This is a genomic window from Aromatoleum sp. (assembly GCF_035254505.1).
Lineage (GTDB): Bacteria > Pseudomonadota > Gammaproteobacteria > Burkholderiales > Rhodocyclaceae > Aromatoleum.
In genome coordinates this window covers 1-25,203 of record NZ_DATFAO010000044.1, presented here as the reverse complement: position 1 = coordinate 25,203, position 25,203 = coordinate 1, and the positions used below count along the sequence as shown (strand labels likewise).

Here is a 25,203-nt window from a genome sequence, read left to right as displayed (position 1 = left end):
GTGCATGTCCGGAAGGGTGCCTGCGGAGTTGTGATGCGTGTCAGAAGATTGTTCAAGCCGCTGGCGATCCTCGTCGGCTGTCTGCTGTATGCCGTGCCGGACTGGCTCACGGACGAATTCGGTTCGGTGACGGTCGACCAGGTGCTCTACCACCTGCGTTTCGGAACGGAAGGCCTTCTGACGACCGATCCCGAGCTCGTGCGCCGCGCGCTGTGGCGCGCGCTGGCCTTGCCGCTGGCGCTGGCGCTGGTGCTGTGGGGGCTGGACGAGTGGGTCAATCACCTGCGGGCGCATCCCGAAAAGTGGCCGGTGCCGTGGCTGCGCGCGGCGCTCGCGTCGCTGCGCAATGGGCTGCGGCGAGTCGGGCGCTGGGGCATGCGTGTCTTCACGCACGGGGCGCCGCGGGCGATTCCTCTGGTGGTGCTCGGCGCGGGCGTCGCCTACTTCATCGACAGTTTCTCGCTCGCGAGCTACGTGCGCGCCTATTTCGGTGAGGACTACTTCTCCGGCTCCTACGTCGACCCGCGGCGCGTGGCGATCGTGAAGGGCAAGGAGCCGCCGAAGAGCCTGATCCTGATCTACGTCGAGAGCCTCGAGAACACCTATGCCGATCCCGCGCTCTTCGGGCACGATCTGCTGCACCGCCTGACCGCTCTGAAGGCGAAGGGGCGTGCGATCTCCTTCGAGAACTATCACCAGATGCAGGGCGCGCACTTCACGATCGCCGGTATCGTCGGCACGCAGTGCGGGCTGCCGCTGAAATCGGTTGCGCTTTTCGGCGGCAACGCGCAGGGCGAGCAGGTCGACAGCTTCCTGCCGCGGGCGCGCTGCCTCGGTGACATCCTTGCGGGCGAGGGCTACACGAACATCTTCCTGAACGGATCGAGCCTCGCCTTCGCCGGCGTCGGCAAGTTCTTCCACGACCATCACTACAGCAAGGTGATGGGGCGGGAGGAGTGGATCCGCGCCGGCGAACGTCCCGAGCTGATGAGCGGCTGGGGCCTGCACGACGACGATCTCTTCCGTCGCGCGCGGGGCGAGCTCGACGCCTTGATGAAGTCGCGTAAGCCCTTCAATCTGACGGTGCTGACGATCGATACGCACCACCCCTACGGCCACCTGTCGCAGCTGTGCGAGCGGCAGGGCTACAGCGACTTCGAAGGCATCGTGGAGTGCACGGCCGGACAGGTCGCGGACTTCATCGAGTACGTCGCGTCCCGTGGCTGGCTCGATCGGGTCGCGATCGTCGTGCAGGGCGACCATCTGGCGATGGGCAACACCTCGTACGACAAGCTGATCACGAATCCGAACCGACGCGTGTTCAACCTCTTGGTCGGCGGCGACAAGCATCTGACGAAGAACACCGAGGACGTGACGCACTTCGACATGCTGCCGACGATCCTCGACCTGATCGGGTTCAATGTGCAGGGCGACCGCGCCGGTCTGGGCTATTCGGCGATCGGTCCGGTGACGGTCGCGCGTCCGGCAGACCGTATCGCGAAGATGACGCAGCAATTGGGGAACTACAGCGCGGCCTACCGTGCGCTGTGGGAGTCTCCGCCGCTTCCCGACGGCGCGCCGCCGGCGGAAACGCCGGCAGCAGGCGTGCCGCCGCAGCCGCCGGCGCGTGTGCTGCCGGCGCCGGTGGCCGTCCGTCCGGACGTGCCGCATCCGCAGTGATGCTTGACAATGTCATTTGTCGCCTTGCGTTTGATCCAAGTCAAATCCGTTTTGATTTGTCATTTTGATGAGATCCGAGAGGTCCTAGAATTCGGCTTCCGGGCCGCTTCTGCGTACGTCGAAGGAAATACGCCTTTCTGAGTAGGAGCCGTCATTTCTTGACGGCTCCTTCGGCGGGCGTGGGGCGCGTGTCGCGGGACAACCCGATACTCATCAAGGCAGACAATGTTTCTCTCGTCCGTGAAGAGCCCAGGCCACGCCGTCCAGGCGGTGACCAACGCGGCGACCGGGCAGATCGTCGATGCGACGGCGAGCCTGGAACAACTCGCGCGCGCGCTGAAGCAGATGACCGAGCGCTTCCGGCTTGCGCCCGCCGGCGTCGGAGCCTGAGCGATGTTCACGATCGAGTGGACGCGGGATCTGGAGGTCGGCGTTGCGGAGATCGACGATGACCACCGCGTCATGCTCGCGATGCTCAACCGGATGACGAAGGCGCACGGGCACGTTGACGCGCAGGCGGTGCTGGAGGAGCTCGGACGCTACACGCTGCATCACTTCGAGCGGGAAGAACGCTTGATGGCGGAGTGCGCTTACGAATTCGCGGACAAGCACCGGTGCGAGCATCGGGCCTTGTACGAGGAGATCCGGCATCAGATCGACGATCTGATCGCCCGCGAGCGCAGGCTGACCGAGTTGGCGAAGTTCATGCAGCGCTGGCTACTGCGACACATCCTTGGCGAGGACCGGCTGTTGGCGCTGGCCGTTCGCCGTCATCGCGAGGCGCAGGCGACGCTCGAACCCGTGAAGTGAGGGCGCCACCGGCCGGCTATAGGTCCGCCGAGCGGTTGATTTCGACGGTGACGTGCACGAGTTCGGCATGCTCGGCGAGCGCGCCGCGCACCGTTGCCGGGGTGATCGCCGGGTCGTCGCTGACGAGGCCGACGATCACCGAGAAGCTGCTGCGTCCGACGCGCCACACGTGCAGGTCGATGACCTGCGGCGGCGCCTGCCAGGCCGGATGCCCGGCGAGCGTCATGCGGATCTCGCCGACGACCGGGTGGTCCATCTCGTGGTCGAGCAGCACCTTGCCGGTGTCGCGGATCAGGCCCTGCGACCAGCGTGCAACGAGCACCGCGCCGACGAGCCCCATCACGGGGTCGAGCCAGTTCCAACCGAAGAGCATGCCGCCCAGCAGCGCGACGATCGCGAGCACCGAGGTGGCGGCGTCGACGACGACGTGCACGTAGGCGGCGCGCAGGTTCAGGTCGTGATGGCCGTGATGATGATGCGCGTGATGGTCGTGGTCGTGATGGGCGTGGCCGTGGTGATGCCCGTGCTCGCCGGCGCGGGCGAGGATCAGCGCGCAGACGATGTTCACGACGAGGCCGATGACCGCGACGGCGATGGCCTCGGTGAAGCGGATCGGCTGCGGGGCGAGGAGCCGTTCGATCGAGCCGATCACCATCGCGAGCGCCACGCCGATCAGGAAGATCGCGCTCGCGAAGCCGGCGAGGATCTCGATCTTCCAGGTGCCAAAGGCGAAGCGCGGGTCGCTCGCGTAGCGCCGGGCGGCCGCGTAGGCGAGCGCCGACAGGCCGATCGCGAGTGCGTGCGAGCTCATGTGCCAGCCGTCGGCGAGCAGCGCCATGGAGTTGTACCACCAGCCGGCGAGGATCTCGACGACCATCGTCACGGCCGTGATCGCCATCACCAGGCGCGTGCCTTTTTCCGCCGCGACGTTGCCGGTGTCGAAAACGTGCGGATGCAGCAAGTTGTTGGGGGTCGTGCTCATCGTCGTATTCACTGCGGGGCCTACAGGTAGCGGGTGATCTGTTTCAGCTCGCGGATCGCATCGCGCGGGTCGCTGCGTCCTTCGGCTGCGGCGTGGTCGAGGCAGTGGTCGATGTGGTCGTGCACGAGCGTCTTCTTGGCGCTCGCGACCGCGCTTTCGACCGCTTGCAGCTGCTGGGCGATCTCGACGCAGGGGCGGCTCGCCTCGAGCATCGTGATGATGCTGCGCAGGTGGCCTTCGGCCCGCTTCAGGCGCTTGATGATGTCCGGGTGGGAGGCGTGCTGGCTCATGAACGGTATCCTATCCTGGGGGAGGGGATGCTGCAAGCCCGTCATGCACGGCGAGCCAGACGGTCGCAGGGCCGGTCGATTCGACGCGGTGGCGGCAATGGGCCGGGATCGTAATCCAGTCGCCGGCGCCCATGGCATGTCGCCGTCCGTCGTCGAAGGCGAGCACTGCTTCGCCCTGCACGACCATCACCCATTCGGCCTGCGGCTGGTCGTACCAGAAGCCTTCGGGGCTCGCGTGGACGTGCGAGACGATGCGCTCGATGCGGGCGCCGGGGAGACGGGCCAGGGTGTCGAAGGCTTCCTCGGCGCCGGGGGCGGGCAGTGGGCGAAGGAGGTTTCCGTGGTCGGGCATGGCGGTTTCCGGCGGTGGCGGCGGTGCAAGGATAGACGGCGGCGGTCGGATCGGCGAGAGGTGGGGGAAATCGCCGATTGGGTGGGGCATATCGCTCGCTCGCCGCGACGGCCGTCGCGTGTGTCGGATCCTGCCGGACGGGGGCGGCACTGACGAATCCCTTGCGAAACGGGCGGTTTGGTCGCGCGGAAGAGCCGTCGAGCTCTCTTGGCACGCGGGATGCATTGGTTGAGTCAAGTGGGAATAAATCCCACGAAACATGGTTGCCTGCCGGCTCCGCCCTTGCAGCGACATGTCCTCAACCCGACTGGAGAGAAATCATGACGACCACGACCAACAAAATCCGCCTCGAACTTTTCGCCGTTGCGCTGGCGGCGTGCGTGGGGGCCGGCAATGCGCTGGCCGACTGGGGAGGTGACGACCTGAACGCGTCGGGCGTGAAGCTGCGCGGCGACGGGACGATCGACGATACGCAGCGCGCCGGCGGCGCCGGAGGGGTGAAGCTACGCGGTGACGGCACGATCGACGACGGCGCGCGGCACGGCGGTCGCGTGAAGATGGAGCGCCACGCGCGTCGCGAGCGGGCCGAGCGGGCCGAGCGGGCCGAGCGGGCCGAGCGCGCCGAAAAGGTCGAGAAGGCCGAACGTCTGCAGAAGCCGGAGCGCGCGGAAAAGCCCGCGCGCATGCAGCGGCTCGAGCGGCCGGAGAAGCCTGAGCGCATGCTGCGTCCCGAGCGCGTCGAGCGTCCGGAACGCGACTAGGGCGGCCGAGTTGCCCGCCGAGTCGGCAACCGAGTCGCGGAATGCGGCGGCGCAGGTGGGCCGCCGCGGGCGAGGCTCAGGCCGCGGTCTTCTTCAGGTCGACGAGCGGCACGATGCCGGGGATGTCGATGTGGGGGCGGTTCGGTTCGGCTTCGGTGAGCGGCTCGCAGGGCTTGAGCGTCGCAAGGCTGCGGCGGGCGAGGTCGTGGTAGCAGGCGGTGCCGTCGACTTTCCAGCTCATCTCCTGTGCCGTGAGCGGACGCACGACTTTCGCCGGCATGCCGGCGACGAGCACTTGCGGCGGGATCTCCATGCCGGCCTTGACGAAGGCGCTGGCGGCGACGATCGAGGATTCGCCGATCACGGCGTTGTCCATCACGACGGCGTTCATGCCGACCAGAGCGTTGCGGCCGACGCGGCAGCCGTGCAGCACGGCGCCGTGGCCGATATGGCCGTCCTCGCCGACGACGGTGTCCACGTTCGGGAAGCCGTGCATCACGCAGCAGTCCTGCACGTTGCTGCCGGCTTCGAGGATGATGCGGCCGAAGTCGCCGCGCAGGCTCGCGAGCGGCGCGACGTAGCAGCGCGGGCCGATGTGGACGTCACCGATCAGCACGGCGTCGGGGTGGACGTAGGCGCTCGGGTGGACGACCGGGCGCAGGCCGTCGATTTCGTAGCAGGGCATGGGGTCTCTCGCGGGGGCTGGGAGTGCATCGGTGCGCAGTTCAGGCCCGAACCACCAGGTTCCGGCCGTTCTGCTTGGCGTGGTAAAGGGCGTCGTCGGCGCGCTCGACGAGCACGTCCGGCGACGGGGTGTCCGGGTCGAACTGGGCGACGCCGAAGCTCGCGGTGACGGCAATCGGCTCGGCGCAGCCCGTCACCGGCTCGGCGGCGATCAGCGCGCGGGCGCGTTCGGCCCACACGGCAGCGCTCGGCAGGTCGGTGCTGGGCAGGATCACGAGGAACTCCTCGCCGCCCCAGCGGCAGAAGACGTCGATCTCGCGCACGGTGCTGCGGACCTTGTCGGCGACGGCCTGCAGCACGCGGTCACCGCAGGCGTGGCCGTAGGTGTCGTTGATCGGCTTGAAGCCGTCGAGATCGAAGAGCACGACCGACATCGGGTGCCCGAAGCGCAGGCAGCGGCCGATCTCGGTCTTGAGTGTCGTATCGGCGAAGCGGCGGTTGTGGATACCGGTCAGCGCGTCGAAGGTGGCGGCGCGCGAGAGTTCCTCGATCAGGCGTGCGCGCTCCGAGATGTCGCGCACGACGGCCGTCATCTCCATTTCGTTGCCGACACGGATCTTCGAGATCGCGACTTCGATCGGGAACTCGGTGCCGTCGGCGCGCAGCCCGCGGACCGTCGCGCGGGACTCCATCGGCCGGGCCGTGACCGGCGAGTCGCGGAAGCTCGTGAGGTGCTCGCCGTGCTGCTCGCGGAAGCGCATGGGCATGAAGCGGGTGAGGCTCGTGCCGACGACCTGCTCGTCGGTGACGCCGAAGATGTAGCGCGCCGCCTCGTTCATCAGCTTGATGGTCTGCTTCTCGTCGACGGTGATCACGCCGTCGTAGGCGCTCTCGACGACGGCCTCGAAGCGCTGGCGGACGATCTCGAGCTGGTGTTCGAGCTCTTTGCGCTCGGTGATCTCGATCAGCGTCGCGATCACGCGCACGACCGCGCCGTCCTCGGCCACTACCGGCGAGGCGACCATCCGCCACCAGTGGCTCTCCCCGCCGCGCTCGACGACGAGTTCCGCCTCCTGCGGGCTCTGCACCGCCTGGCAGTGGACGATGCAGGTGCGCAGCGACTTCTCCAGGTAGCGCGGCAGGAATTCGGTCAGCGGCCGGTCGATGCACGCCGCGATGGGACGGTGGCTGATCTGCTCGAAGAGCGAATTCGCCGTGACCAGCACGGCGCCCTTCGCGTTGTCCTTCAGGTCGAAGATCGCGAAGGCGGCGCCGATGGTTTGGAGGGAGGCGAAAAGGGTCTTGTGGTTGCCGGTGATGAACATCTGCGGTCTCGGTTTCGGCCGGGCGGCGGGTGCCCGCGGGTGGCGTACTCCGCGGGCCGCAGGACCGCGACCGGATCAGTCGATGTGGTAACGCCGCTGCACGACGCGGAAGCGGTTCGCGACGAAGGCGCTGTCGGAGTAGCTCGCGTTGGCAGCCGGGTTCATGCCGACTCCATGATAGTCGGAGAAGCCCGCTGACTGGTTAACGAAGACCCCCCCGGTCAGGTTGATCGACAGCGCAACACCCGCGCGCCACGTGGCTTCGGTCATCGCGTCGATGACGTCCGGCTTGCTCGAATAGATGCCGACGGTGAGCGCGCCATGTTCGCGCACGATACGTTCGGACAGCGCGACGGCCGCGGCGCCGTCGGCGACCTTGACGACGAAGCTGATCGGGCCGAAGCGCTCTTCCATGTAGCTCTTCTCGTCGGCGGCGTCGCAGGCGAGCAGCAGCGGGCTGCGCACTTCGGCCTGCGGGAAGTCGGCGTGGGCGATCTTGCTCGAGGCGCGCACGACGCGGCCGTATTCGACGGATTCGTCGATGCGGCGCAAGGTGTCGGGCGACTGGATTGCGCCCAGCACCGCGGTCGCCACCGCCGGGTCGGCGAGGAACTTGTCGATCGCCGCAGCAAGGTCCGTGCAGACCTCGTCGTAGCTCTTGGGCCCCTGGTCGGTGTCGATGCCGCCCGCGGGGACGAGGATCGCCTGCGTCGTCGTGCACATCTGGCCGGAGTAGAGGCACAGCGTGAAGGCGAGGTTGCGCAGCATCGCCTTGTACTGGTCGGTCGATTCGATGACGACGTTGTTCACGCCTGCGAGCTCGGCGTAGACCTGCGATTGGCGGGCGTTGTCGATGAGCCACTGGCCGAAGGTGTTGCCGCCGGTGAAGTCGATCGATTTGACGGCCGGGTTCGTCGCGAGCGATTGGGTGGCGTCGCGCTTGTCGAAAGCGGCGAGCGTGACGAGGTTGGGGTCGAGGCCCGCCTCGGCAAGGACTTCGCGCGCGATGCGCACGGTGATCGCCGCGGGCAGGATCGCGTTGCCGTGCGGCTTGACGATCACCGGGTTGCCGGTCGCGAGCGCAGCGAAAAGGCCGGGATAGGTGTTCCAGGTCGGGAAGGTGCCGCAGCCGATCACGAGCGCGACGCCGCGCCCGACGACTTCGAAGTGCTTCTTCATCTTGAGCGGCGGGTTTTTGCCCTGCGGCTTTTCCCACACGGTTTCGGCCGGCACGGCCTTCATCTCATTCCACGCGTAGGCGACGGCTTCGAGGCCGCGGTCCTGCGCGTGGGGGCCGCCGGCCTGGAAGGCCATCATCCAGCCCTGGCCGGTCGTCAGCATCACGGCGTGGGCGATCTCGAAGCTGCGTTTGTTGAGGCGGTCGAGGATTTCGAGGCACACGCCGGCGCGGCCTTGTGCGCCGATGCGCTGCCAGGCCGGCATCGCGGCTTGCGCGGCGGCGATCAGTGCGTCGGCGTCGCACACCGGGTAGCGCACGCCGAGTTCGACGCCGTAGGGCGAGCGTTCGGTTGCCATCCAACCGATCTGACCGGGTTGATTGAGTTCGAATTCGTGGTTGAAGCAGGCTTCGACGGCTTGGCGGCCATCTTCCTGCGCGGTTTCGCCATAGACCTTGGGGCTCGGCATCTCGGGGTAGGGCGTCCAGTAGCCGCGGTTCTGGATGGCGGCGACGGCAGCGTCGAGCGTGGCCTGGTGCTTGTCGAACAGCTGGGCGGGCGAGGTTTGGGACGCGAAAGTGGACATGAAGATCTCCTCTGGTGGCGGGCGGATTTCTGCGAACCCGTGGAAATGTTTCGACTTGAAACGGCCATGCTGCGCCGCGGAAAACTGTCAAGCAAAAAGTAGTTGTTTTTTGATCTGGATCAAGCTTACTATTGATTGACCGGTCGGTCAAACAACGAAACCGCTATAAAAGACGAGGTGCGACCGGTCAGCCGACAGAAGGTCCAGAAGCCTTCCGGGCCGAACAATCCAAGGGATTTCTGCAGAGGCGGCAGCCTGTGCAGAGGTCGCAACAGGAGGAGACGCATGAGCAGCGAGCGGGGCAGCACCGAATGGGGCATGCAGGGCGAGACGATTCGCCTGGAAGTGGTCGAAGGCGTCGCGACGCTGACGCTGAATCGGCCGGATCGGCTGAATTCCTTCACGACGCAGATGCACGAGGAAGTCCGTGCGGCGCTGGCGAAGGTGAAGGAGGGGCGCTTGGCGGGCATCGTGCGCGTGCTGGTGTTGACCGGCGCGGGGCGCGGCTTTTGCGCGGGTCAGGATCTCGCCGACCGGGCGGTCGCGCCGGGTGCGGCGCCGGTGGATCTGGGCGAATCGGTCGAGAAGAACTACAAGCCGCTGGTGCTCGGGCTGCGGTCGCTGGAATTGCCGGTGATCGCCGCCGTGAATGGCGTCGCGGCCGGGGCCGGCGCGAGCCTGGCGCTGGCGTGCGATCTGGTGTTCGCGGCGCGCTCGGCAAGTTTCATCCAGTCCTTCAGCAAGCTGGGTGTGGTGCCGGACACGGGCGGCAGCTGGATCCTGCCGCGACTGGTCGGTCCCGCACGGGCGATGGGCATGGCGCTGCTCGGCGAGAAGCTGTCGGCCGAGCAGGCCGAGACCTGGGGCTTGATCTGGAAGTGCATCGACGACGAGGCGCTGATGCCGACGGTGCAGCAGGTCGCCGCGGGCCTCGCGAAAGGGCCGACCTTCGGCTACGCGAAGACCAAGCAGGCCTTGTGGGCGAGCTCGACCAACGACTTCGAAACTCAGCTGGACCTTGAGCGCGATCTGATGACCGTCTGCGGCCAGTCGAACGACTACCGCGAGGGTGTCGCCGCCTTCATCGAAAAGCGCACGGCTCAGTTCAAGGGGGATTGAGATGGCCGCGCTCGAAAAGAACGTGAAGGTATTGGTCGTCGGCGCCGGCGCGATGGGCAGCGGCATCGCCCAGATCGCGGCGCGTGCGGGTCACACCGTGTATCTCTACGATGGTCGCACGGAAGCGATCGCGGCGGGCCGCGCTGCGATCGAAAAGGACCTGAAGTTCCTCGTGGCCAAGGGCAAGCTCGACGCGGCCGAAGCGGAGGCCACACTCGCACGAGTGGTGCCGGTGGCGATACTGGCGGGCGCAGAAGACGCGGGCCTCGCGATCGAGGCGATCGTCGAGAACCTGGAGGTCAAGCGCAAGCTTTTCAGTGAGCTCGAAGGCCTGCTCGCTGAGGACGCGATCCTCGCCAGCAACACCTCGTCGCTGTCGATCAACGCGATGGCGGCCGGGCTCGCGCGCCCCGGGCGGATCGCCGGCCTGCACTTCTTCAACCCGGCGCCGCGCATGGCGCTCGTGGAAGTCATCTCGGGTCTCAACACCGAGCGCGAGGTCGCCGAGTGCCTGTACGACACCGCCCGCGAGTGGGGCAAGATGCCGGTGCATGCCGCGTCCACCCCGGGCTTCATCGTCAACCGCGTCGCGCGCCCCTATTACGCCGAGGCGCTGCGCGTGCTCGCCGAGCATGAAGCGGAGCCTGCGACGCTGGATGCGATCCTGCGCGAGGGCTGCGGTTTTGCGATGGGCCCCTTCGAGCTGATCGACCTGATCGGCCACGACATCAATTTCGCGGTCACGAAGTCGGTGTTCGAAGCCTACTTCTGCGACCGCCGCTATGCGCCGAGTCAGTTCCAGCAGGAACTCGTCGCCGCTGGGCGTCTCGGGCGCAAGACCGGGCGCGGCATCTACGAATACGGCGAGCTCGCCGCGAAGCCGGTGCCGCAGGACGAACCCCCGCAGGAAGGCGAATCGCGCATCACGGTCGTCGGCGACATCGGGGCTGCGGCGCCGCTGCTCGCGCGGCTCGAAGCGGCCGGCATCGAAGTGCGGCGCGAGTCCGGCATGCATGGTCGTCGCGGCTGGATGCAGATCGGCGCCGCGCGTGTCGCGCTGACCGACGGACGCACGGCCACCTACCGCGCGGTCGAAGAGCATTGTCCGAACCTCGTCCTCTTCGATCTCTGTCTCGATTACTCGGTGAGTACGCGCATCGGACTGACGCGTGCCGATCAGTGTGGTCTCGGTGCCATGCGCGCCGTCGTCGGGACCTTCCAGCGCGCGGGCTTCAAGGTGAGCGTGATCGACGACGTCGCCGGGCTGATCGCGCTGCGCACCGTCGCGATGCTCGCGAACGAGGCTGCCGACGCCGTGCTGCAGGGCGTGGCGAGTGCGCGCGATGTCGATACCGCGATGCGCTACGGCACGAACTACCCGAAGGGCGGGCCGCTTGCGTGGGCCGACATGCTGGGCGCCGGCTTCGTCGTCGACGTGCTCGCGAACCTGAAGGAGCACTACGGCGAGGAGCGCTACCGCGTGTCGCCGCTGCTGCGCCGCAAGGCCTACAACGGGGAGGCGCTGTATGACTGAAGCGGCCTTCCGCGATCTTACGAGCGGCCTGTCGCCGCAGGTGCTGGCCGAACGCGTGCGTGACGGCATGTCGGAGAACGACCGCGTGCTGCGCGCGAACGGCATCCGCTTCGAGGCCGTCGGCGCCGGCTACGCGAAGCTGACGATGACGGTGCGCGAGGAGATGCTGAATGGCTTCGCGATCTGCCACGGCGGCTTCATCACGGTGCTCGCCGACACGGCCTTCGCTTATGCGTGCAACAGCTACAACGAGCAGACCGTCGCCTCCGGTATCAGTCTCGATTTCATGGCGCCGGGCCGGCCCGGTGACCTCTTGTGCGCCGAAGCGCGCGAAGTCTTCGCTGCCGGACGGACGGGGGTGTACGACATCAGCGTCAGCAACCAGAAGGGCGAGCTGATCGCGGTGATGCGCGGCAAGTCCTACCGGCTCAAAGGCCGACCGGTCGTCGAGCTGTAGAAAGGAGCCGCAGCAGGAATTTGTGAAAAGCGTTTGACGCGGATCATCCGGAGCACGGCGAAGCCGTCGCAATAATCCCGGACTCATAAACGAAATCCGCGCTGACCCAAAACCTTGGAGGAGATCGCAATGCCCGTAAGAACGCCGTCGCCCGCCGACCTGGAGCCGATCGAAAAGGCCAGCCAGGACGAGCTGCGCGCGCTGCAGCTGGAACGACTGAAGTGGAGCGTACGCCACGCCTACGAGAACGTGCCGCACTACCGCGCGAGCTTCGACGCGAAGGGCGTGCATCCGGACGACCTGAAGACGCTCGAAGACCTCGCGAAGTTTCCCTTCACCGCGAAGAGCGACCTGCGCGACAACTACCCCTTCGGTATGTTCGCGGTGCCGCGCGAGAAGGTCGCGCGCGTGCATGCGTCGTCCGGTACGACCGGCAAGCCGACGGTCGTGGGCTACACGCTGAAGGACATCGACACCTGGGCGGGCGTGGTTGCGCGCTCGATCCGTGCGGCGGGCGGCCGGCCCGGCGACATGGTGCACGTGTCCTACGGCTATGGCCTCTTCACGGGGGGCCTGGGAGCGCATTACGGCGCGGAGAAGCTGGGCTGCACGGTGGTGCCGATGTCCGGTGGGCAGACCGAGAAGCAGATCCAGGTGATCCAGGACTTCAAGCCCGACATCATCATGGTGACGCCGAGCTACATGCTGACCGTGCTCGACGAGATGGAGCGCATGGGGATCGACCCGCACGCGACTTCGCTTAAGATCGGCATCTTCGGCGCCGAGCCCTGGACGGAAGGCATGCGCGAGGCGGTGGAAGGGCGCGCCGGGATCGACGCGGTCGACATCTACGGCCTGTCGGAGGTGATGGGGCCGGGGGTCGCGAGCGAATGCGTCGAGACGAAGGACGGCCCGGTGATCTGGGAAGACCATTTCTACCCTGAGATCGTCGACCCGCGCACCGGCGAAGTGCTGCCGGACGGCTCGGAAGGCGAACTGGTGTTCACGTCGCTCTCCAAGGAAGCGATGCCGGTGATCCGCTACCGCACGCGCGACCTCACGCGTCTGTTGCCGCCGACCGCGCGCAGCATGCGCCGCATGGCGAAGATCACCGGCCGCAGCGACGACATGCTGATCATCCGCGGCGTGAATCTCTTCCCGACCCAGGTCGAGGAGCTGATCTGCCACATGCCCAAACTCGCCCCGCAGTACTTGCTGGAGGTCGACAAGGACGGGCACATGGACACGCTGACGGTGAAGGTCGAGGTGAACCCGGAAGCCAACGTCGGCCGCCATCCCGAGCAGAAGGAGGCGCTCGCGAAGGAGCTCGCGCACCGCATCAAGACCCACATCGGCGTGTCGGCGAAGGTCATCGTCGGCGAGCCGTTCTCGATCGAGCGCGTGACCGTCGGCAAGGCCAAGCGCGTGATCGACCATCGTCCCAAATAGAGCGCCACAAGGAGCCATCGCAATGTACACACAAGCACTGGACATCCCCCAGCAAAGTGCCGACAAGGGGCCGAAGGCGGTCGAGAATCCTGCTTACCAGGCCGAATTCGACGCCAAGATCGACGCCGGCGGCTACATCGAGGCCAAGGATTGGATGCCCGAGGCCTATCGCAAGACGCTCGTGCGCCAGATCAGCCAGCATGCGCACTCCGAGATCGTCGGCATGCTGCCTGAAGGCAACTGGATCACGCGTGCGCCGACCTTGAAGAGGAAGGCGATCCTGCTCGCGAAGGTGCAGGACGAGGGCGGGCACGGCCTGTACCTGTACGCCGCAGCCGAGACGCTGGGCGTATCGCGCGACGAGTTGCTCGACGCGCTGCACACCGGCAAGGCCAAGTACAGCTCGATCTTCAACTACCCGACGCTGACCTGGGCGGACATCGGCGTGGTCGGCTGGCTCGTCGATGGTGCGGCGATCATGAACCAGATCCCGCTCTGCAAATGCAGCTACGGCCCCTACGCGCGGGCGATGGTGCGCATCTGCAAGGAGGAATCCTTCCACCAGCGCCAGGGTTACGACCTCTTGCTGACGATGATGAAGGGGACTCCCGAGCAGCGCGAGATGGTGCAGGACGCCGTGAATCGCTGGTGGTGGCCGTCGATCATGATGTTCGGCCCGCACGACAAGGATTCGGTCCATTCGGGGCAGAGCGCGCGTTGGGGCATCAAGCGCATCTCGAACGACGACCTGCGCCAGAAGTTCGTCGACGCGACCGTTGAGCAGGCGAAGGTGCTGGGCGTCACGATGCCCGACCCGGAGCTGAAGTGGAACGAGGAACGCGGGCACTACGATTTCGGCGCGATCGACTGGGACGAGTTCTGGAACGTGGTGAATGGCCATGGCCAGGGCAACGTCGATCGTCTCGCCGCGCGTGTGAAGGCGTGGGAAGACGGCGCCTGGGTGCGCGAGGCCGCGCTGGAGCACGAACGCAAGCGCGCCGCGCGCGAGCATCAGGCGGCCTGAAGAGAACAATCACGACACACCGACAGAAAGGGCGGCTTCGGCCAGCCCTCACGAGAGGAGAAGAGACATGGAACGCAAGGAATGGCCGCTGTGGGAAGTCTTCGTGCGCAGCCGTAACGGGCTCGATCACAAGCATTGCGGCAGCGTGCACGCGCCCGACGCCAAGCTCGCGCTGCAGGTCGCGCGCGACGTCTACACCCGCCGCCAGGAAGGCGTGAGCATCTGGGTCGTCGAAGCCAGCAACATCGTCGCCTCGGATCCGGACGCGAAGCCCGAGCTGTTCGACCCGGCCGAGGACAAGATCTACCGGCATCCGACGTTTTACCAGCTGCCCGACGAAGTGAACCACATGTGAGAGGGCTGCAAAGATGACGACCCCCAACCCCGCCCACATTGAATACGTCACCCGCATCGGCGACAACGCGCTGATCCTCGGCCAGCGCATGTCCGAATGGTGCGGTCACGCGCCGGTGCTCGAAGAGGACATGGCGCTCGCCAACATGTCGCTCGACCTGATTGGCCAGGCGCGCATGCTGCTGACCCGCGCCGGCCAGCTCGAAGGCAAAGGCCGCGACGAGGACCAGCTCGCCTTCCTGCGTACCGAGATGAATTACCGCAACCTCACGCTGTGCGAGCTGCCGAACGCCGACTTCGGCCGCACGATGGTGAGGAACTTCCTCTTCGCGAACTTCCAGGTCCTGCTGTGGGAGCGCCTGCTGCAATCGAACGATGCCGAGCTCGCCGCGATCGCGGCGAAGAGCATCAAGGAAGCGCGCTACCACGCGCAGCACGCCGGCGACTGGGTCGTGCGCCTGGGCGATGGCACCGCCGAATCGCATGAACGCACGCAGGCCGCCCTCGACTACCTGTGGCCCTATACGGCCGAGTTCTTCGTTTCGACCCCGAGCGACGAAGCGGCCGCCGCGGCGGGTATCGGCCCCGCGTGGAGCGCGCTCGAGGCCGCGTGGGAAGCTGCGGTGGTGCCGGTGCTCAATGAAGCCACGCTGACCGTGCCCGCGCGCACGCCCTTCAAGTCCTACGGCAAGTTCGGCCGTCACAGCGAGCACCTGGGGCATCTGCTGTCGGAGATGCAATACATGCAGCGTACCTATCCTGGCGCGCAATGGTGAGTGCGGCGATGCTCAGCGAAACCCAGGCCTGGGAAGTCCTCAACGCGGTGCCGGACCCCGAGATCCCCGTGATCTCGGTGACGGAGCTCGGCATCGTGCGCGAGGTGCTTGCCCGTGAAGGGGGCCTGCACGTCGTCGTCACGCCGACCTATTCCGGCTGTCCGGCGACCGAGGTGATCTCGCAGAGCATCCGTGACGCGCTGGTCGCCGCCGGCGCGGGGGAGGTCGAGGTCGAGACGCGGCTCGCGCCCGCCTGGACCACGGACTGGATCACGGAGCCCGCGAAGGAGAAGCTCCGCGCCTACGGCATTGCACCCCCGTCAGGGGAGGCATCGCTCGGGGGTGCGCAGCCGATCCGCTTCGTCCCGCGCAAACTCGCCTGCCCGCGCTGCGGCTCGACCGACACGACACGCCTGTCGCAGTTTGGCTCGACCGCGTGCAAGGCGCTGTACCGCTGCCAGAGCTGCCTGGAACCGTTTGAGTACTTCAAGCCCATTTAAATCGAATCGCCACGAGAAGCGATCGAGGAGACACAGAGATGACGACGCATAGAACGCCGAAATTCCATTCGCTCAAAGTCGCCGAGGTGCGGCGCGAGACGCCCGAGGCCGTGAGCCTGCGCTTCGAGATCCCGGCCGAACTCGCCGACGACTATCGCTTCGAGCAGGGTCAGCACCTCAACCTGAAGGTCAGCGTGAACGGCGAGGAGCTGCGCCGCTCGTACTCGATCTGCTCCGGCGTCGACGACAACGAGCTATGCGTCGCGATCAAGAAGATCAACGGCGGCGTGTTCTCAACCTGGGCCAACGACGGCGGCATCAAGTCCGGCGACGTGCTGGAGATCATGACGCCGGAAGGGCGCTTCCACACCCCGCTCGACCCCGCTCACACCAAGCACTACGTCGCCTTCGCCGCCGGCAGCGGCATCACGCCGATCCTGTCGCTGGTGAAGACGACGCTACGCGCCGAACCCAACAGCCGCTTCACGCTGATCTACAGCAACCGCCGCCAGGCGAGCGTGATGTTCGCCGAGACGCTCGAAGACCTGAAGAACCGGTACATGTCGCGCTTCACGCTGTACAACCTGTTCTCGCGCGAGGAGCAGGAAGTGCCGCTCTTCAACGGGCGTCTGGACGGCGAGCGCGTGCGCATGTTCCTCGACACGCTGATCCCCGCGGACACGATCGACGAAGCCTTCATCTGCGGCCCCGGCGGCATGATCGACGAGGTTGAGGCGGCGTTGCTCGGCGCCGGTCTCGCACCGGAACATGTCCACCTGGAGCGCTTCGGCGTGCCGGCGACGGCGCCCGAGCATCACATCGAGCCGGGTGACGCGACGCAGGCGAAGGTCACCGTGATCGCCGACGGACTCAAGCGCGAGATGGAGTTCCGTGCGGAGGATCCATCCATCCTCGACGTCGCGCTGCGCGCCGGCATGGACCTGCCGTATTCGTGCAAGGGCGGCGTGTGCTGCACCTGCCGTGCGAAACTGCTTGAGGGCAAGGTCCGCATGGACAAGAATTTCACCCTCGAACAGCCGGACATCGACGCGGGCTACATTCTCACCTGTCAGTCGCACCCGCTCACCGACCGCGTCGTCATCAGTTTCGACGAACGCTGAGCAGCGCGCCCGACCAGTACGGATACGACGGAAGCAGGCATGGCCAGAGGGAAATCGGCGAATTTCGAACAGCAGCGGGAGACCATCCTGGCTGCCGCTGCGAAGCTCTTTGCGGAGAAGGGCTTCCATAACGCGTCGATGGCCGAGCTGGCGAAGGCGTGCGGGATCTCGAAGCCGCTCGCCTACCACTACTACCGCGACAAGGAGCACATCCTGTTCGACATCGCCGACAGCTACATCGACGAGTTGCTGGCGATCGTGGCGGAGGTCGAGGCACGCAGGCTGGACCCGGCGGAGCATTTTTCGGCGCTGGTGACGCGCTTCATGGACGAATACGAGCACTCGCAAGACCAGCACATGGTGCTCGTGCAGGACGTGAAGTTCCTGCAGCAGGAGCAGTCGGCCCATGTCAACGACAAGCAGCGCCGCGTCGTGGCGGGCTTCGCCGACGCGCTAGTGCGCCTCGAACCCGGCCTCAAGCGGCAGAAGCTCGACAAGGCCGTCACGATGATCCTGTTCGGCATGATCAACTGGACCTTCACGTGGCTGCGCGCAGACGGTCCGCTGACCTTCCGCGACATGGCGCCGATCGTCACGCAGATCTTCCTGAACGGCGTACGCGGACTGATGAGTCCGGACGCCGAGAAGGAGAAGGATGGGGGCAAGAGCGGGGGCCAGGGCAGGGCGCTCGCGGAGAGCCCGCCCGGCTAGCCCGTCGTTGGGTTCCGCTGACCGAAATTACACCGATAAAGAGACGAGGAGACAGGTAGCGTGAGTTCAAGAGAAGTGTTCATCTGCGACGGCATCCGCACCCCCATCGGACGCTATGCCGGCGCGCTGTCGGCCGTGCGGACCGACGATCTCGCGGCCTTGCCGATCAAGGCGCTGATGGCGAGGAACGCCGGCGTCGATTGGGAAGCGATCGACGACGTCTATTACGGTTGCGCCAACCAGGCGGGCGAAGACAACCGCAACGTCGCGCACATGGCGAGCCTGCTTGCGGGTCTGCCTGTGGGCGTGCCGGGGGGCACGATCAACCGCCTGTGTGGTTCGGGCATGGATGCCGTCGGCACCGCGGCACGCGCGATCGCCGCAGGTGAGGCGGAGCTGATGATTGCGGGCGGTGTCGAGAGCATGAGCCGCGCACCCTTCGTGCTGGCCAAGGCCGATTCCGCCTTCTCGCGCAGCGCCAAGATCGAGGACACGACGATCGGCTGGCGCTTCGTCAATCCGCTGATGAAGGCGCAGTACGGCATCGACTCGATGCCCGAGACCGCCGAGAACGTCGCCGCGCAGTTCGAAGTCTCTCGCGCCGACCAGGACGCCTTCGCGCTCCGCAGCCAGCAGCGCTATGCGACCGCGGCCGAACGCGGCTTCTTCGCCGGCGAGCTCGTGCCGGTCGAGATCGCGCAGAAGAAAGGGGAGCCGCTGCGCGTCACCGCCGACGAGCATCCGCGTGCGACCTCCCTCGACGCGCTCGCAAAGCTGAAGGGCGTTGTGCGCGCCGAGGGCTCGGTCACTGCCGGCAACGCGTCCGGCACCAACGACGGCGCCGTTGCGCTGCTGCTTGCCTCGGCTGACGCCGCCTCCCGCCACGGCCTCACGCCGCGCGGCCGTGTGCTCGGCATGGCCACCGCAGGCGTCGAGCCGCGCATCATGGGCATCGGCCCCGCGCCCGCGTCGCAGAAGCTCCTCGCGCGGCTCGGCCTCACGCTCGACCAGATGGACGTGATCGAGCTCAACGAAGCCTTCGCCGCGCAGTCGCTGGCGGTGCTGCGCATGCTCGGCTTGCCGGATGACGCCGCCCACGTGAACCCCAATGGCGGCGCGATCGCGCTCGGGCATCCGCTCGGGGCCTCCGGCGCACGCCTCGTGCTGACTGCGCTGCGTCAACTCGAAGCGATCGGCGGGCGCTACGCGCTGTGCACGATGTGCATCGGCGTCGGACAAGGCATTGCGATGGTGATCGAGCGTGTGTCGAACTTCACGAAGACATGACACAGATCAACAGTTGGACTGGCAATTATTTGTATCGTAATCAATAATCCAGCAGGCGCGGCTGCGGCTTCCCTCGGGTCCGGCCGTATATAAACAAAGAGGAGGAGACACACATGAAGCTACGCACTTCCCTGATGGCCGCCATCGGTCTCGCCTTCAGCGCCGCGGCAGCGCACGCCGAGATCAACGTAGGCGTGATCGTCTCGGCGACCGGGCCGGCTGCCTCGTTGGGCATTCCGGAGAAGAACACTGTCGCGCTGATGCCGACGACGATCGCCGGCGAGAAGATCAACTACATCGTCCTCGACGACGCCTCCGACACCACGTCGGCGGTGAAGAACATCCGCAAGCTGATCTCCGAGGACAAGGTCGACGTCATCCTCGGTTCGACGATCACGCCGAACTCGCTGGCGATGATCGACGTCGCGGCCGAATCGGCGACGCCGATGATCTCGATGGCCGCCTCCGCCCGCATCGTCGACCCCGTCGACGACAAGAAGCGCTGGGTCTTCAAGACGCCGCAGAACGACGCGCAGATGTCGACCGCGATCGTCGAGCACATGACCAACAGCGGGGTCAAGAACGTCGCCTTCATCGGCTTCTCCGACGCCTACGGCGAAGGCTGGTACGAGCAGTTCTCGTCGGTCGCCGAGGCGCGCAAGCTCAAGGTGGTCGCCAACGAGCGCTTCACCCGCACCGACACCTCGGTCACCGGCCAGGTCCTCAAGGTCATGGCGGCGAGGCCCGACGCGGTGCTGATCGCCGGTTCGGGCACGCCGGCCGCACTGCCGGAGAAGGCGCTGAAGGAGCGCGGTTTCACCGGCAAGATCTACCAGACCCACGGCGTCGCGAACAACGACTTCCTGCGCGTCTGCGGCAAGGACTGTGAAGGCACCTTCCTGCCGGCCGGCCCCGTGCTCGTCGCCGATCAACTGCCGGACAGCAACCCGGTCAAGAAGAGCGCCCTCGAGTACATCCACAAGTACGAGGCGGCGCACGGCAAGGGCAGCGTGTCGACCTTCGGTGCGCACGGCTGGGACAGCGGCGTGCTGCTCGCGGCGGCCGTCCCGTCGGCGCTGAAGAAGGCCAAGCCGGGCACGAAGGAATTCCGCGCCGCGCTGCGCGACTCGCTCGAAGGCCTGAGGGAAGTGCCGGGCGCGCATGGCATCTTCAGCATGACGCCGACGGACCACCTGGGCCTCGACCAGCGCGCACGCGTGATGGTGCAGATCCAGAACGGCGCCTGGAAGTTGGTGAAATGAGTCATTCAGTGGGCGGTCAGATGACGCGTCACACCGCCCGCCGGGGTTGCCCGGCGTGAGCCCGAACCGCGACGGCATGGGGCTTTGCCCCGCGCCGCGCGGGGTTCCATCTATTGCATGCAGTCATGTCGCAGCGGCTTTCGGGCCGTTGCGATAGCGGAGTTCGTCCATGGATTTCCAGATAGCGCTATTGCTCGCGCAGGACGGGATCACCAACGGTGCCATTTATGCGCTGCTCGCGCTCGCACTGGTGCTGGTGTTCGCCGTCACGCGGGTGATCTTCATCCCGCAGGGGGAGTTCGTCGCCTATGGCGCGCTGACCCTCGTCATGATCCAGGCCGGCACCGTGCCGGCGACGCTGTGGCTGCTCGCCGGCGCCGGTGTGCTCGCGGCCATCGCCGACGCGCGTCACGCGCTGCATAGCGGCCAGCGCGGGCGCGTCGCAGCGGTGCTCGCGTGGAACGTCGGTTACCCCGGCGTGCTCGCGGCGCTGCTGTATGCGCTGCCGCTCGCAACGCTGCCGATGGCGGCCCAGGTGGTGCTCGCGCTGCTGGTGGTCGTGCCGATGGGGCCGCTGATGTATCGCCTCATCTATCAGCCGATCGCCGCAGCGCCGGTGCTGATCCTGCTGATCGTATCGGTGGCCGTGCACGTCGGCATGGTCGGCCTGGGGTTGCTCTTCTTCGGCGCCGAAGGCTCGCGCACGCCGGCCTTCTCGGAAGCGCGCTTCGAAGTCGGCCCGATGATGATCACCGGCCAGATGCTGTGGGTGATCGTCGCCTCCATCGTGCTGATCATCGCGCTCTACCAGTTCTTCGGCCGCACGATCTACGGCAAGGCGCTGCGCGCGACCGCGATGAACCGTAACGGCGCGCGCCTGATGGGCATCTCGCCGGCGCTCGCGGGGCGGCTCACCTTCCTGCTCGCCGCGCTGATCGGCGCGCTCTCGGGCGTGCTGATCGCACCGATCACGACCGTCTATTACGACACCGGCTTCCTGATCGGCCTGAAGGGCTTCGTCGCCGCGATTATCGGCGGGCTCGCGAGCTACCCGATCGCTGCCGCCGGCGCCGTGCTCGTCGGCCTGCTCGAAGCCTTCAGCTCCTTCTGGGCCAGCGCCTACAAGGAAGTCATCGTGTTCACGCTGATCATCCCGGTGCTCTTGTGGCGCTCGCTCACCAGTCACCACGTGGAGGAAGAGGAATGAAACCGCGCACGATCCTGGCGATTTTCCTCGTCCTGCTGCTGGCGGCGCCGCTCGTGATGCCGCCTTTCTACGTCACGCTGCTCAACTACATCGGCCTCTACGCGCTGGTCGCCCTCGGCCTCGTGCTGCTCACCGGCGTCGGGGGGCTCACGAGCTTTGGCCAGGCGGCCTTCGTGGGCCTCGGTGCTTACACCACGGCCGTGCTGACGACCGCGACCGATCTCCCCGGCTGGCTCGCCTGGGCGGGCGGCTCGCCGTGGCTCGCGCTCGTCGTGGGCCTCGTGTTCACCGCGACCGTCGCGCTGGTGCTCGGCTCGATGACGCTGCGCCTGTCGGGCCATTACCTGCCGCTCGGCACCATCGCGTGGGGCATCAGCCTGTACTTCCTGTTCGGCACGCTCGAATCGTTGGGCGGCCACACGGGCCTCACCGGCGTGCCGCCGATCTCGATCTTCGGCTACGAGCTCACCGACGGCAGCCAGATTTTCTATCTGATCTGGGCCTTCCTGCTGTCGGCGGTGCTCACCACGCAGAACCTGCTCGACTCGCGCGAAGGCCGGGCGATCCGCGCGCTCAAGGGTGGCATGGTGATGGCCGAGGCGATGGGCGTGAACACCTCGCGCTCGCGCATGGTGATCTTCGTCATCGCCGCGCTGCACGCCTGTGCGTCCGGCTGGCTGTACGCGCACATGCAGCGCTTCGTGAACCCGACCCCCTTCGGGCTGCACATCGGCATCGAGTACCTCTTCATGGCGGTCGTCGGTGGTGCGGGCCAAGTGTGGGGCGCGCTCCTCGGCGCGGGCGTGATCACGATCGCCAAGCAGTGGCTGCAGGACTGGCTACCCAAGCTTCTCGGCCAGAGCGGCAACTTCGAGGTGATCTTCTTCGGCCTGATGATGGTCGTGATCCTGCAGCGTGCGCGCGAAGGCCTGTGGCCGCTCGTCGCCCGCCTCGTGCCGGTGCGGGCGGTGCGGCGCAAGCTCGATGCCGCCGCGGAGCCCCTGCCGCGCAAGGCCCAGCCCGCGCGTGGCGACGTGATCCTCGAAGCGAAGGAGGTCACGCGCAAGTTCGGCGGACTCGTCGCCAACAACAACATGAGCCTCACCGTGAAGGCCGGGGAGATCCTCGCGCTGATCGGCCCCAACGGCGCCGGCAAGAGCACGATGTTCAACCAGATCTCGGGCGTCGATACCCCGACCTCGGGCGAAGTGCTCTTCCTTGGTCAGTCCGTCGCGGGCCACGGCTCGCGGGCGATCGCCCGCATGGGCATGAGCCGCACCTTCCAGCACGTGAAGCTCCTGCCGGCGATGACCGTGCTCGAAAACGTCGCGATCGGCGCGCACATGCGGGGTGACAAGGGCGTGTTCCCGGCCGCGTGGCGCATGGACCGCGCCGAGGAAGCGCGCCTGCTGAACGAGGCCGCGCGCCAGATCGAGCGCGTGGGCTTGGCCGAGCATATGTTCGAGCCCGCCGGCAGCCTCGCGCTCGGCCAGCAGCGCATCCTCGAGATCGCCCGCGCCCTCGCGGCCGACCCGTGTCTCTTGCTGCTCGACGAACCGGCGGCGGGTCTACGCTTCAAGGAGAAGCAGGCGCTCGGCGAACTGCTGCGCAAGCTGCGTGGCGAAGGAATGGGCATTTTGCTGGTCGAACACGACATGGACTTCGTGATGGGCCTCGTCGATCGCATCGTCGTGATGGAGTTCGGCCAGAAGATCGCCGAAGGCCTGCCCGAAGAAGTGCAGCAGAACCCGGCGGTGCTGGAAGCGTATCTCGGAGGTGTGGAATGAACGGGATGAGCGTAGAGATGCAGGCCATCGCGCCGGTCGTCGAGGCTGCCCCCGGCGCCGTGCGGACCGTGCTCGAAGTGCGCGACCTGTGCGTCGCCTACGGCAAGGTCGAGGCGCTGTCGAACGCCAACCTGCGCGTCGGCGAGGGGCAGATCGTCACGGTGATCGGGCCGAACGGCGCAGGCAAGACGACGATGCTGTCGGCGATCATGGGCCTGCTGGAGTCGCGCGGCCAGGTCACTTTCGACGGCGAAGTCGAGTTCGTGCCGCGCGTCGAGCGCATGGTCGCGCGCGGCATGAACCTCGTGCCGGAAAAGCGCGAGCTCTTCAGCGAGATGAGCGTCGAGGACAACCTCGTGCTCGGTGCCTTCCAGCGCTACCGCATGGGCAAGCGCGACCACGCGCAGACGATGGCGGAGGTTTATCAGCTTTTCCCGCGCCTGCAGGAGCGGAAAGGGCAGATGGCGGGCACGCTCTCGGGTGGCGAGCGCCAGATGCTCGCGGTCGGCCGCGCGCTGATGGCGAAGCCGAAGCTGCTGATGCTCGACGAACCCAGCCTCGGCCTCGCGCCGCTGATCGTGCGCGAGATCTTCCGCATCATCAGCGAACTGCGCCGGCGCGGCGTGTCGATCCTGCTCGTCGAGCAGAACGCGCGCGCCGCGCTGCAGGTTGCGGACTACGCCTACGTGCTGGAGACCGGCGAGATCGCGATGGAAGGCCCGGCGAAACAGCTCGCCGACGACCCGCGCGTGATCGAGGCCTACCTCGGCCTCGGCGGCAAACACCAGGACAAGCTCGCCCGCTGATTACGTCGCGTGACGGAGAAAGGGCCGGCGGCGTACTGCCGTCGGCCCTTTGCGTCTTCAGGAGCAGCGCTCAGCGCGCCGCGCCGCACACCTGCATGACCGTCACCCGCGCCGGCCTTGCTGCCACGAACGCCCCCAGCGACACGCATGCGAGCCCCGCGAGCAGCCATCCCGTCAGCGCCTCGCCGAGCAGCGGCGCCGCAGCGACCCCGGCGATCACCGGCACCAGCGCGATCAGCGCGCCGACCCGTTCGGCGCCGAGGTTCTTGACCGCCTTCAGGAAGAGCAGCATCGCGATGATCGTCGCGCCGACGCCCTGGTAGAGGCCTTGCACGACCAGCGTCGACATCGGCACCGCGTCGAGCGCCTTCGGCAGCCACAGTGCGTAGACCGGCAGGTAGAGCGCCGCGGAGCTGATCGCGACGAAGCGGGTCAGCGTCCAGGGGTCGAAGCCCCAGCGCTTCGCGAGCACGCTGTAGACCGCCCAGACGGCGGCGGAGGCCAGGATCAGCGCATCGCCGAAGAGCATGGCCGCCGTCCACGTGCCGCCGAGGATATAGGGCTGGGCGACGAAGCCGACGCCCAGCGCGATGAAGAGGAGGCCGATCAGCCGTTCGCGCGGGATGCGCTGGCGCGTGATCAGCCAGGCGACGGCCGCGACGAGGAAGGGCTGCATGCCCGGCAGCAGGATCGCGCCGTGCGCGGCGGGCACGAATTTGAACCCCGCGTAGACCAGCACCCCGTAAAGGAGGCCGCCGATAAGACCGAGCGCCCACAGACGACCGTTGCGCCACGCGCCTTGGCGCAGGCTGCCGGCGAAGGGCAGCAGCAGGACCGCGGCGACGCCCAGGCGCAGCGCGAGCACGTCGTAAGGCGTCAGTGCGCTCTTGCCGCCGAGGCGCGAGATCAGGATGAAGCCGCTCCAGATCGCCACGGTGCCCGCGGCGGCGAGGTAGCCGATGGTTTGGTCACGACTCGAACTCATGGTTCGCTCCGGAAAGAGAGGGGAGGCTGTCACGATAGGCTGGTAATTTGTTCGTGTAAAATGAATAATTAAGATTGAAATCATCTTCTGGAGAGAATGATGGATCTCGACGACCTGACGATCTTCCGTACCGTCGTCCGCGAAGGCGGCATCACACGCGCCGCGGAAAAGCTCCA

26 protein-coding genes are annotated in these 25,203 nt (G+C 66.8%); 19 read left to right on the top strand and 7 right to left on the bottom strand.

The window, feature by feature from the left end; genetic code table 11:
* Positions 1-33: 33 nt before the first annotated feature.
* The 3 genes from VJ673_RS07025 (at position 34) to VJ673_RS07015 (ending at position 2,490) form a co-directional block, all read left to right on the top strand.
* Positions 34-1,680, top strand: coding sequence for a sulfatase-like hydrolase/transferase (locus tag VJ673_RS07025; protein WP_324125343.1), 1,647 nt, complete (start codon positions 34-36; stop codon positions 1,678-1,680).
* 225 nt (positions 1,681-1,905) lie between these two features.
* A complete protein-coding gene (locus VJ673_RS07020; protein ID WP_324125342.1) occupies positions 1,906-2,070 on the top strand; it encodes a hypothetical protein in 165 nt (54 codons plus the stop codon).
* 3 nt (positions 2,071-2,073) lie between these two features.
* A complete protein-coding gene (locus VJ673_RS07015) occupies positions 2,074-2,490 on the top strand; it encodes a bacteriohemerythrin (RefSeq protein WP_324125341.1) in 417 nt (138 codons plus the stop codon).
* A 16-nt stretch (positions 2,491-2,506) separates the two neighbouring features.
* Here VJ673_RS07015 and dmeF read toward each other — a convergent pair whose 3' ends face one another.
* Genes dmeF through VJ673_RS07000 form a run of 3 tightly spaced genes read right to left on the bottom strand, consistent with a single transcriptional unit; the run spans position 2,507 to position 4,114 of the window.
* On the bottom strand, positions 2,507-3,472 hold the full coding sequence (dmeF, locus tag VJ673_RS07010; RefSeq protein ID WP_324125340.1) for a CDF family Co(II)/Ni(II) efflux transporter DmeF: 966 nt from the start codon (positions 3,470-3,472) through the stop codon (positions 2,507-2,509).
* A 20-nt stretch (positions 3,473-3,492) separates the two neighbouring features.
* On the bottom strand, positions 3,493-3,762 hold the full coding sequence (locus VJ673_RS07005; protein WP_324125339.1) for a metal-sensing transcriptional repressor: 270 nt from the start codon (positions 3,760-3,762) through the stop codon (positions 3,493-3,495).
* 10 nt (positions 3,763-3,772) lie between these two features.
* Positions 3,773-4,114, bottom strand: a complete 342-nt coding sequence (locus VJ673_RS07000; RefSeq protein WP_324125338.1) for a cupin domain-containing protein — start codon at positions 4,112-4,114, stop codon at positions 3,773-3,775.
* 320 nt (positions 4,115-4,434) lie between these two features.
* On the opposite strand from VJ673_RS07000, the gene VJ673_RS06995 reads away from it, so the two are divergent.
* Positions 4,435-4,875, top strand: coding sequence for a hypothetical protein (locus tag VJ673_RS06995; RefSeq protein ID WP_324125337.1), 441 nt, complete (start codon positions 4,435-4,437; stop codon positions 4,873-4,875).
* A 76-nt stretch (positions 4,876-4,951) separates the two neighbouring features.
* On the opposite strand, the gene paaY is transcribed toward VJ673_RS06995, so the two are convergent.
* The 3 genes from paaY to paaN form a co-directional block, all read right to left on the bottom strand.
* The gene (gene paaY, locus VJ673_RS06990; RefSeq protein WP_324125336.1) at positions 4,952-5,560 is read right to left on the bottom strand and encodes a phenylacetic acid degradation protein PaaY; all 609 of its coding nucleotides are present in this window, start codon (positions 5,558-5,560) and stop codon (positions 4,952-4,954) included.
* 40 nt (positions 5,561-5,600) lie between these two features.
* Positions 5,601-6,884 carry a sensor domain-containing diguanylate cyclase gene (locus tag VJ673_RS06985; protein ID WP_324125335.1) on the bottom strand — a complete coding sequence of 428 codons (1,284 nt, stop codon included), beginning with the start codon at positions 6,882-6,884 and terminating at the stop codon, positions 5,601-5,603.
* 75 nt (positions 6,885-6,959) lie between these two features.
* Complete coding sequence (gene paaN / locus VJ673_RS06980; RefSeq protein ID WP_324125334.1) at positions 6,960-8,648, bottom strand: phenylacetic acid degradation protein PaaN; 1,689 nt, start codon at positions 8,646-8,648, stop codon at positions 6,960-6,962.
* A 285-nt stretch (positions 8,649-8,933) separates the two neighbouring features.
* On the opposite strand from paaN, the gene paaG reads away from it, so the two are divergent.
* The 15 genes from paaG to VJ673_RS06905 all read left to right on the top strand — a co-directional run bounded on the left by paaG (position 8,934) and on the right by VJ673_RS06905 (position 24,042).
* Complete coding sequence (paaG, locus tag VJ673_RS06975; protein WP_324125333.1) at positions 8,934-9,767, top strand: 2-(1,2-epoxy-1,2-dihydrophenyl)acetyl-CoA isomerase PaaG; 834 nt, start codon at positions 8,934-8,936, stop codon at positions 9,765-9,767.
* Position 9,768: 1 nt separating this feature from the next.
* Complete coding sequence (paaH, locus tag VJ673_RS06970; protein WP_324125332.1) at positions 9,769-11,301, top strand: 3-hydroxyacyl-CoA dehydrogenase PaaH; 1,533 nt, start codon at positions 9,769-9,771, stop codon at positions 11,299-11,301.
* On the top strand, positions 11,294-11,758 hold the full coding sequence (gene paaI / locus VJ673_RS06965) for a hydroxyphenylacetyl-CoA thioesterase PaaI (protein WP_324125331.1): 465 nt from the start codon (positions 11,294-11,296) through the stop codon (positions 11,756-11,758). The genes paaH and paaI overlap by 8 nt, the downstream gene beginning before the upstream one ends.
* 129 nt (positions 11,759-11,887) lie before the next feature.
* Positions 11,888-13,207: a phenylacetate--CoA ligase PaaK gene (gene paaK, locus VJ673_RS06960; RefSeq protein WP_324125330.1), complete on the top strand. Its 1,320-nt coding sequence runs from the start codon at positions 11,888-11,890 to the stop codon at positions 13,205-13,207.
* Between the two features lie 22 nt (positions 13,208-13,229).
* Entirely contained in the window at positions 13,230-14,231 is a 1,002-nt protein-coding gene (gene paaA / locus VJ673_RS06955) for a 1,2-phenylacetyl-CoA epoxidase subunit PaaA (RefSeq protein ID WP_324125329.1), read from the top strand.
* Positions 14,232-14,298: 67 nt separating this feature from the next.
* Positions 14,299-14,586, top strand: a complete 288-nt coding sequence (paaB, locus tag VJ673_RS06950; RefSeq protein WP_324125328.1) for a 1,2-phenylacetyl-CoA epoxidase subunit PaaB — start codon at positions 14,299-14,301, stop codon at positions 14,584-14,586.
* Between the two features lie 13 nt (positions 14,587-14,599).
* Positions 14,600-15,361: a 1,2-phenylacetyl-CoA epoxidase subunit PaaC gene (gene paaC, locus VJ673_RS06945; protein WP_324125327.1), complete on the top strand. Its 762-nt coding sequence runs from the start codon at positions 14,600-14,602 to the stop codon at positions 15,359-15,361.
* Between the two features lie 8 nt (positions 15,362-15,369).
* Positions 15,370-15,861 carry a 1,2-phenylacetyl-CoA epoxidase subunit PaaD gene (gene paaD / locus VJ673_RS06940; RefSeq protein WP_324125326.1) on the top strand — a complete coding sequence of 164 codons (492 nt, stop codon included), beginning with the start codon at positions 15,370-15,372 and terminating at the stop codon, positions 15,859-15,861.
* 38 nt (positions 15,862-15,899) lie between these two features.
* Positions 15,900-16,982 (top strand): 1,2-phenylacetyl-CoA epoxidase subunit PaaE, encoded by a 1,083-nt coding sequence (gene paaE, locus VJ673_RS06935; RefSeq protein WP_324125325.1) that lies wholly within the window; start codon positions 15,900-15,902, stop codon positions 16,980-16,982.
* Positions 16,983-17,021: 39 nt separating this feature from the next.
* Complete coding sequence (locus tag VJ673_RS06930) at positions 17,022-17,693, top strand: TetR/AcrR family transcriptional regulator (RefSeq protein WP_324125324.1); 672 nt, start codon at positions 17,022-17,024, stop codon at positions 17,691-17,693.
* Between the two features lie 60 nt (positions 17,694-17,753).
* Complete coding sequence (gene pcaF, locus VJ673_RS06925; protein ID WP_324125323.1) at positions 17,754-18,980, top strand: 3-oxoadipyl-CoA thiolase; 1,227 nt, start codon at positions 17,754-17,756, stop codon at positions 18,978-18,980.
* 113 nt (positions 18,981-19,093) lie between these two features.
* Positions 19,094-20,242: an ABC transporter substrate-binding protein gene (locus tag VJ673_RS06920; protein ID WP_324125322.1), complete on the top strand. Its 1,149-nt coding sequence runs from the start codon at positions 19,094-19,096 to the stop codon at positions 20,240-20,242.
* Between the two features lie 169 nt (positions 20,243-20,411).
* Positions 20,412-21,449, top strand: a complete 1,038-nt coding sequence (locus VJ673_RS06915; RefSeq protein WP_324125321.1) for a branched-chain amino acid ABC transporter permease — start codon at positions 20,412-20,414, stop codon at positions 21,447-21,449.
* A complete protein-coding gene (locus tag VJ673_RS06910; protein WP_324125320.1) occupies positions 21,446-23,236 on the top strand; it encodes a branched-chain amino acid ABC transporter ATP-binding protein/permease in 1,791 nt (596 codons plus the stop codon). The genes VJ673_RS06915 and VJ673_RS06910 overlap by 4 nt, the downstream gene beginning before the upstream one ends.
* Positions 23,233-24,042: an ABC transporter ATP-binding protein gene (locus tag VJ673_RS06905; RefSeq protein ID WP_414635637.1), complete on the top strand. Its 810-nt coding sequence runs from the start codon at positions 23,233-23,235 to the stop codon at positions 24,040-24,042. The genes VJ673_RS06910 and VJ673_RS06905 overlap by 4 nt, the downstream gene beginning before the upstream one ends.
* 70 nt (positions 24,043-24,112) lie before the next feature.
* Here VJ673_RS06905 and VJ673_RS06900 read toward each other — a convergent pair whose 3' ends face one another.
* Complete coding sequence (locus VJ673_RS06900; RefSeq protein WP_324125319.1) at positions 24,113-25,027, bottom strand: DMT family transporter; 915 nt, start codon at positions 25,025-25,027, stop codon at positions 24,113-24,115.
* Positions 25,028-25,203 lie beyond the last annotated feature (176 nt).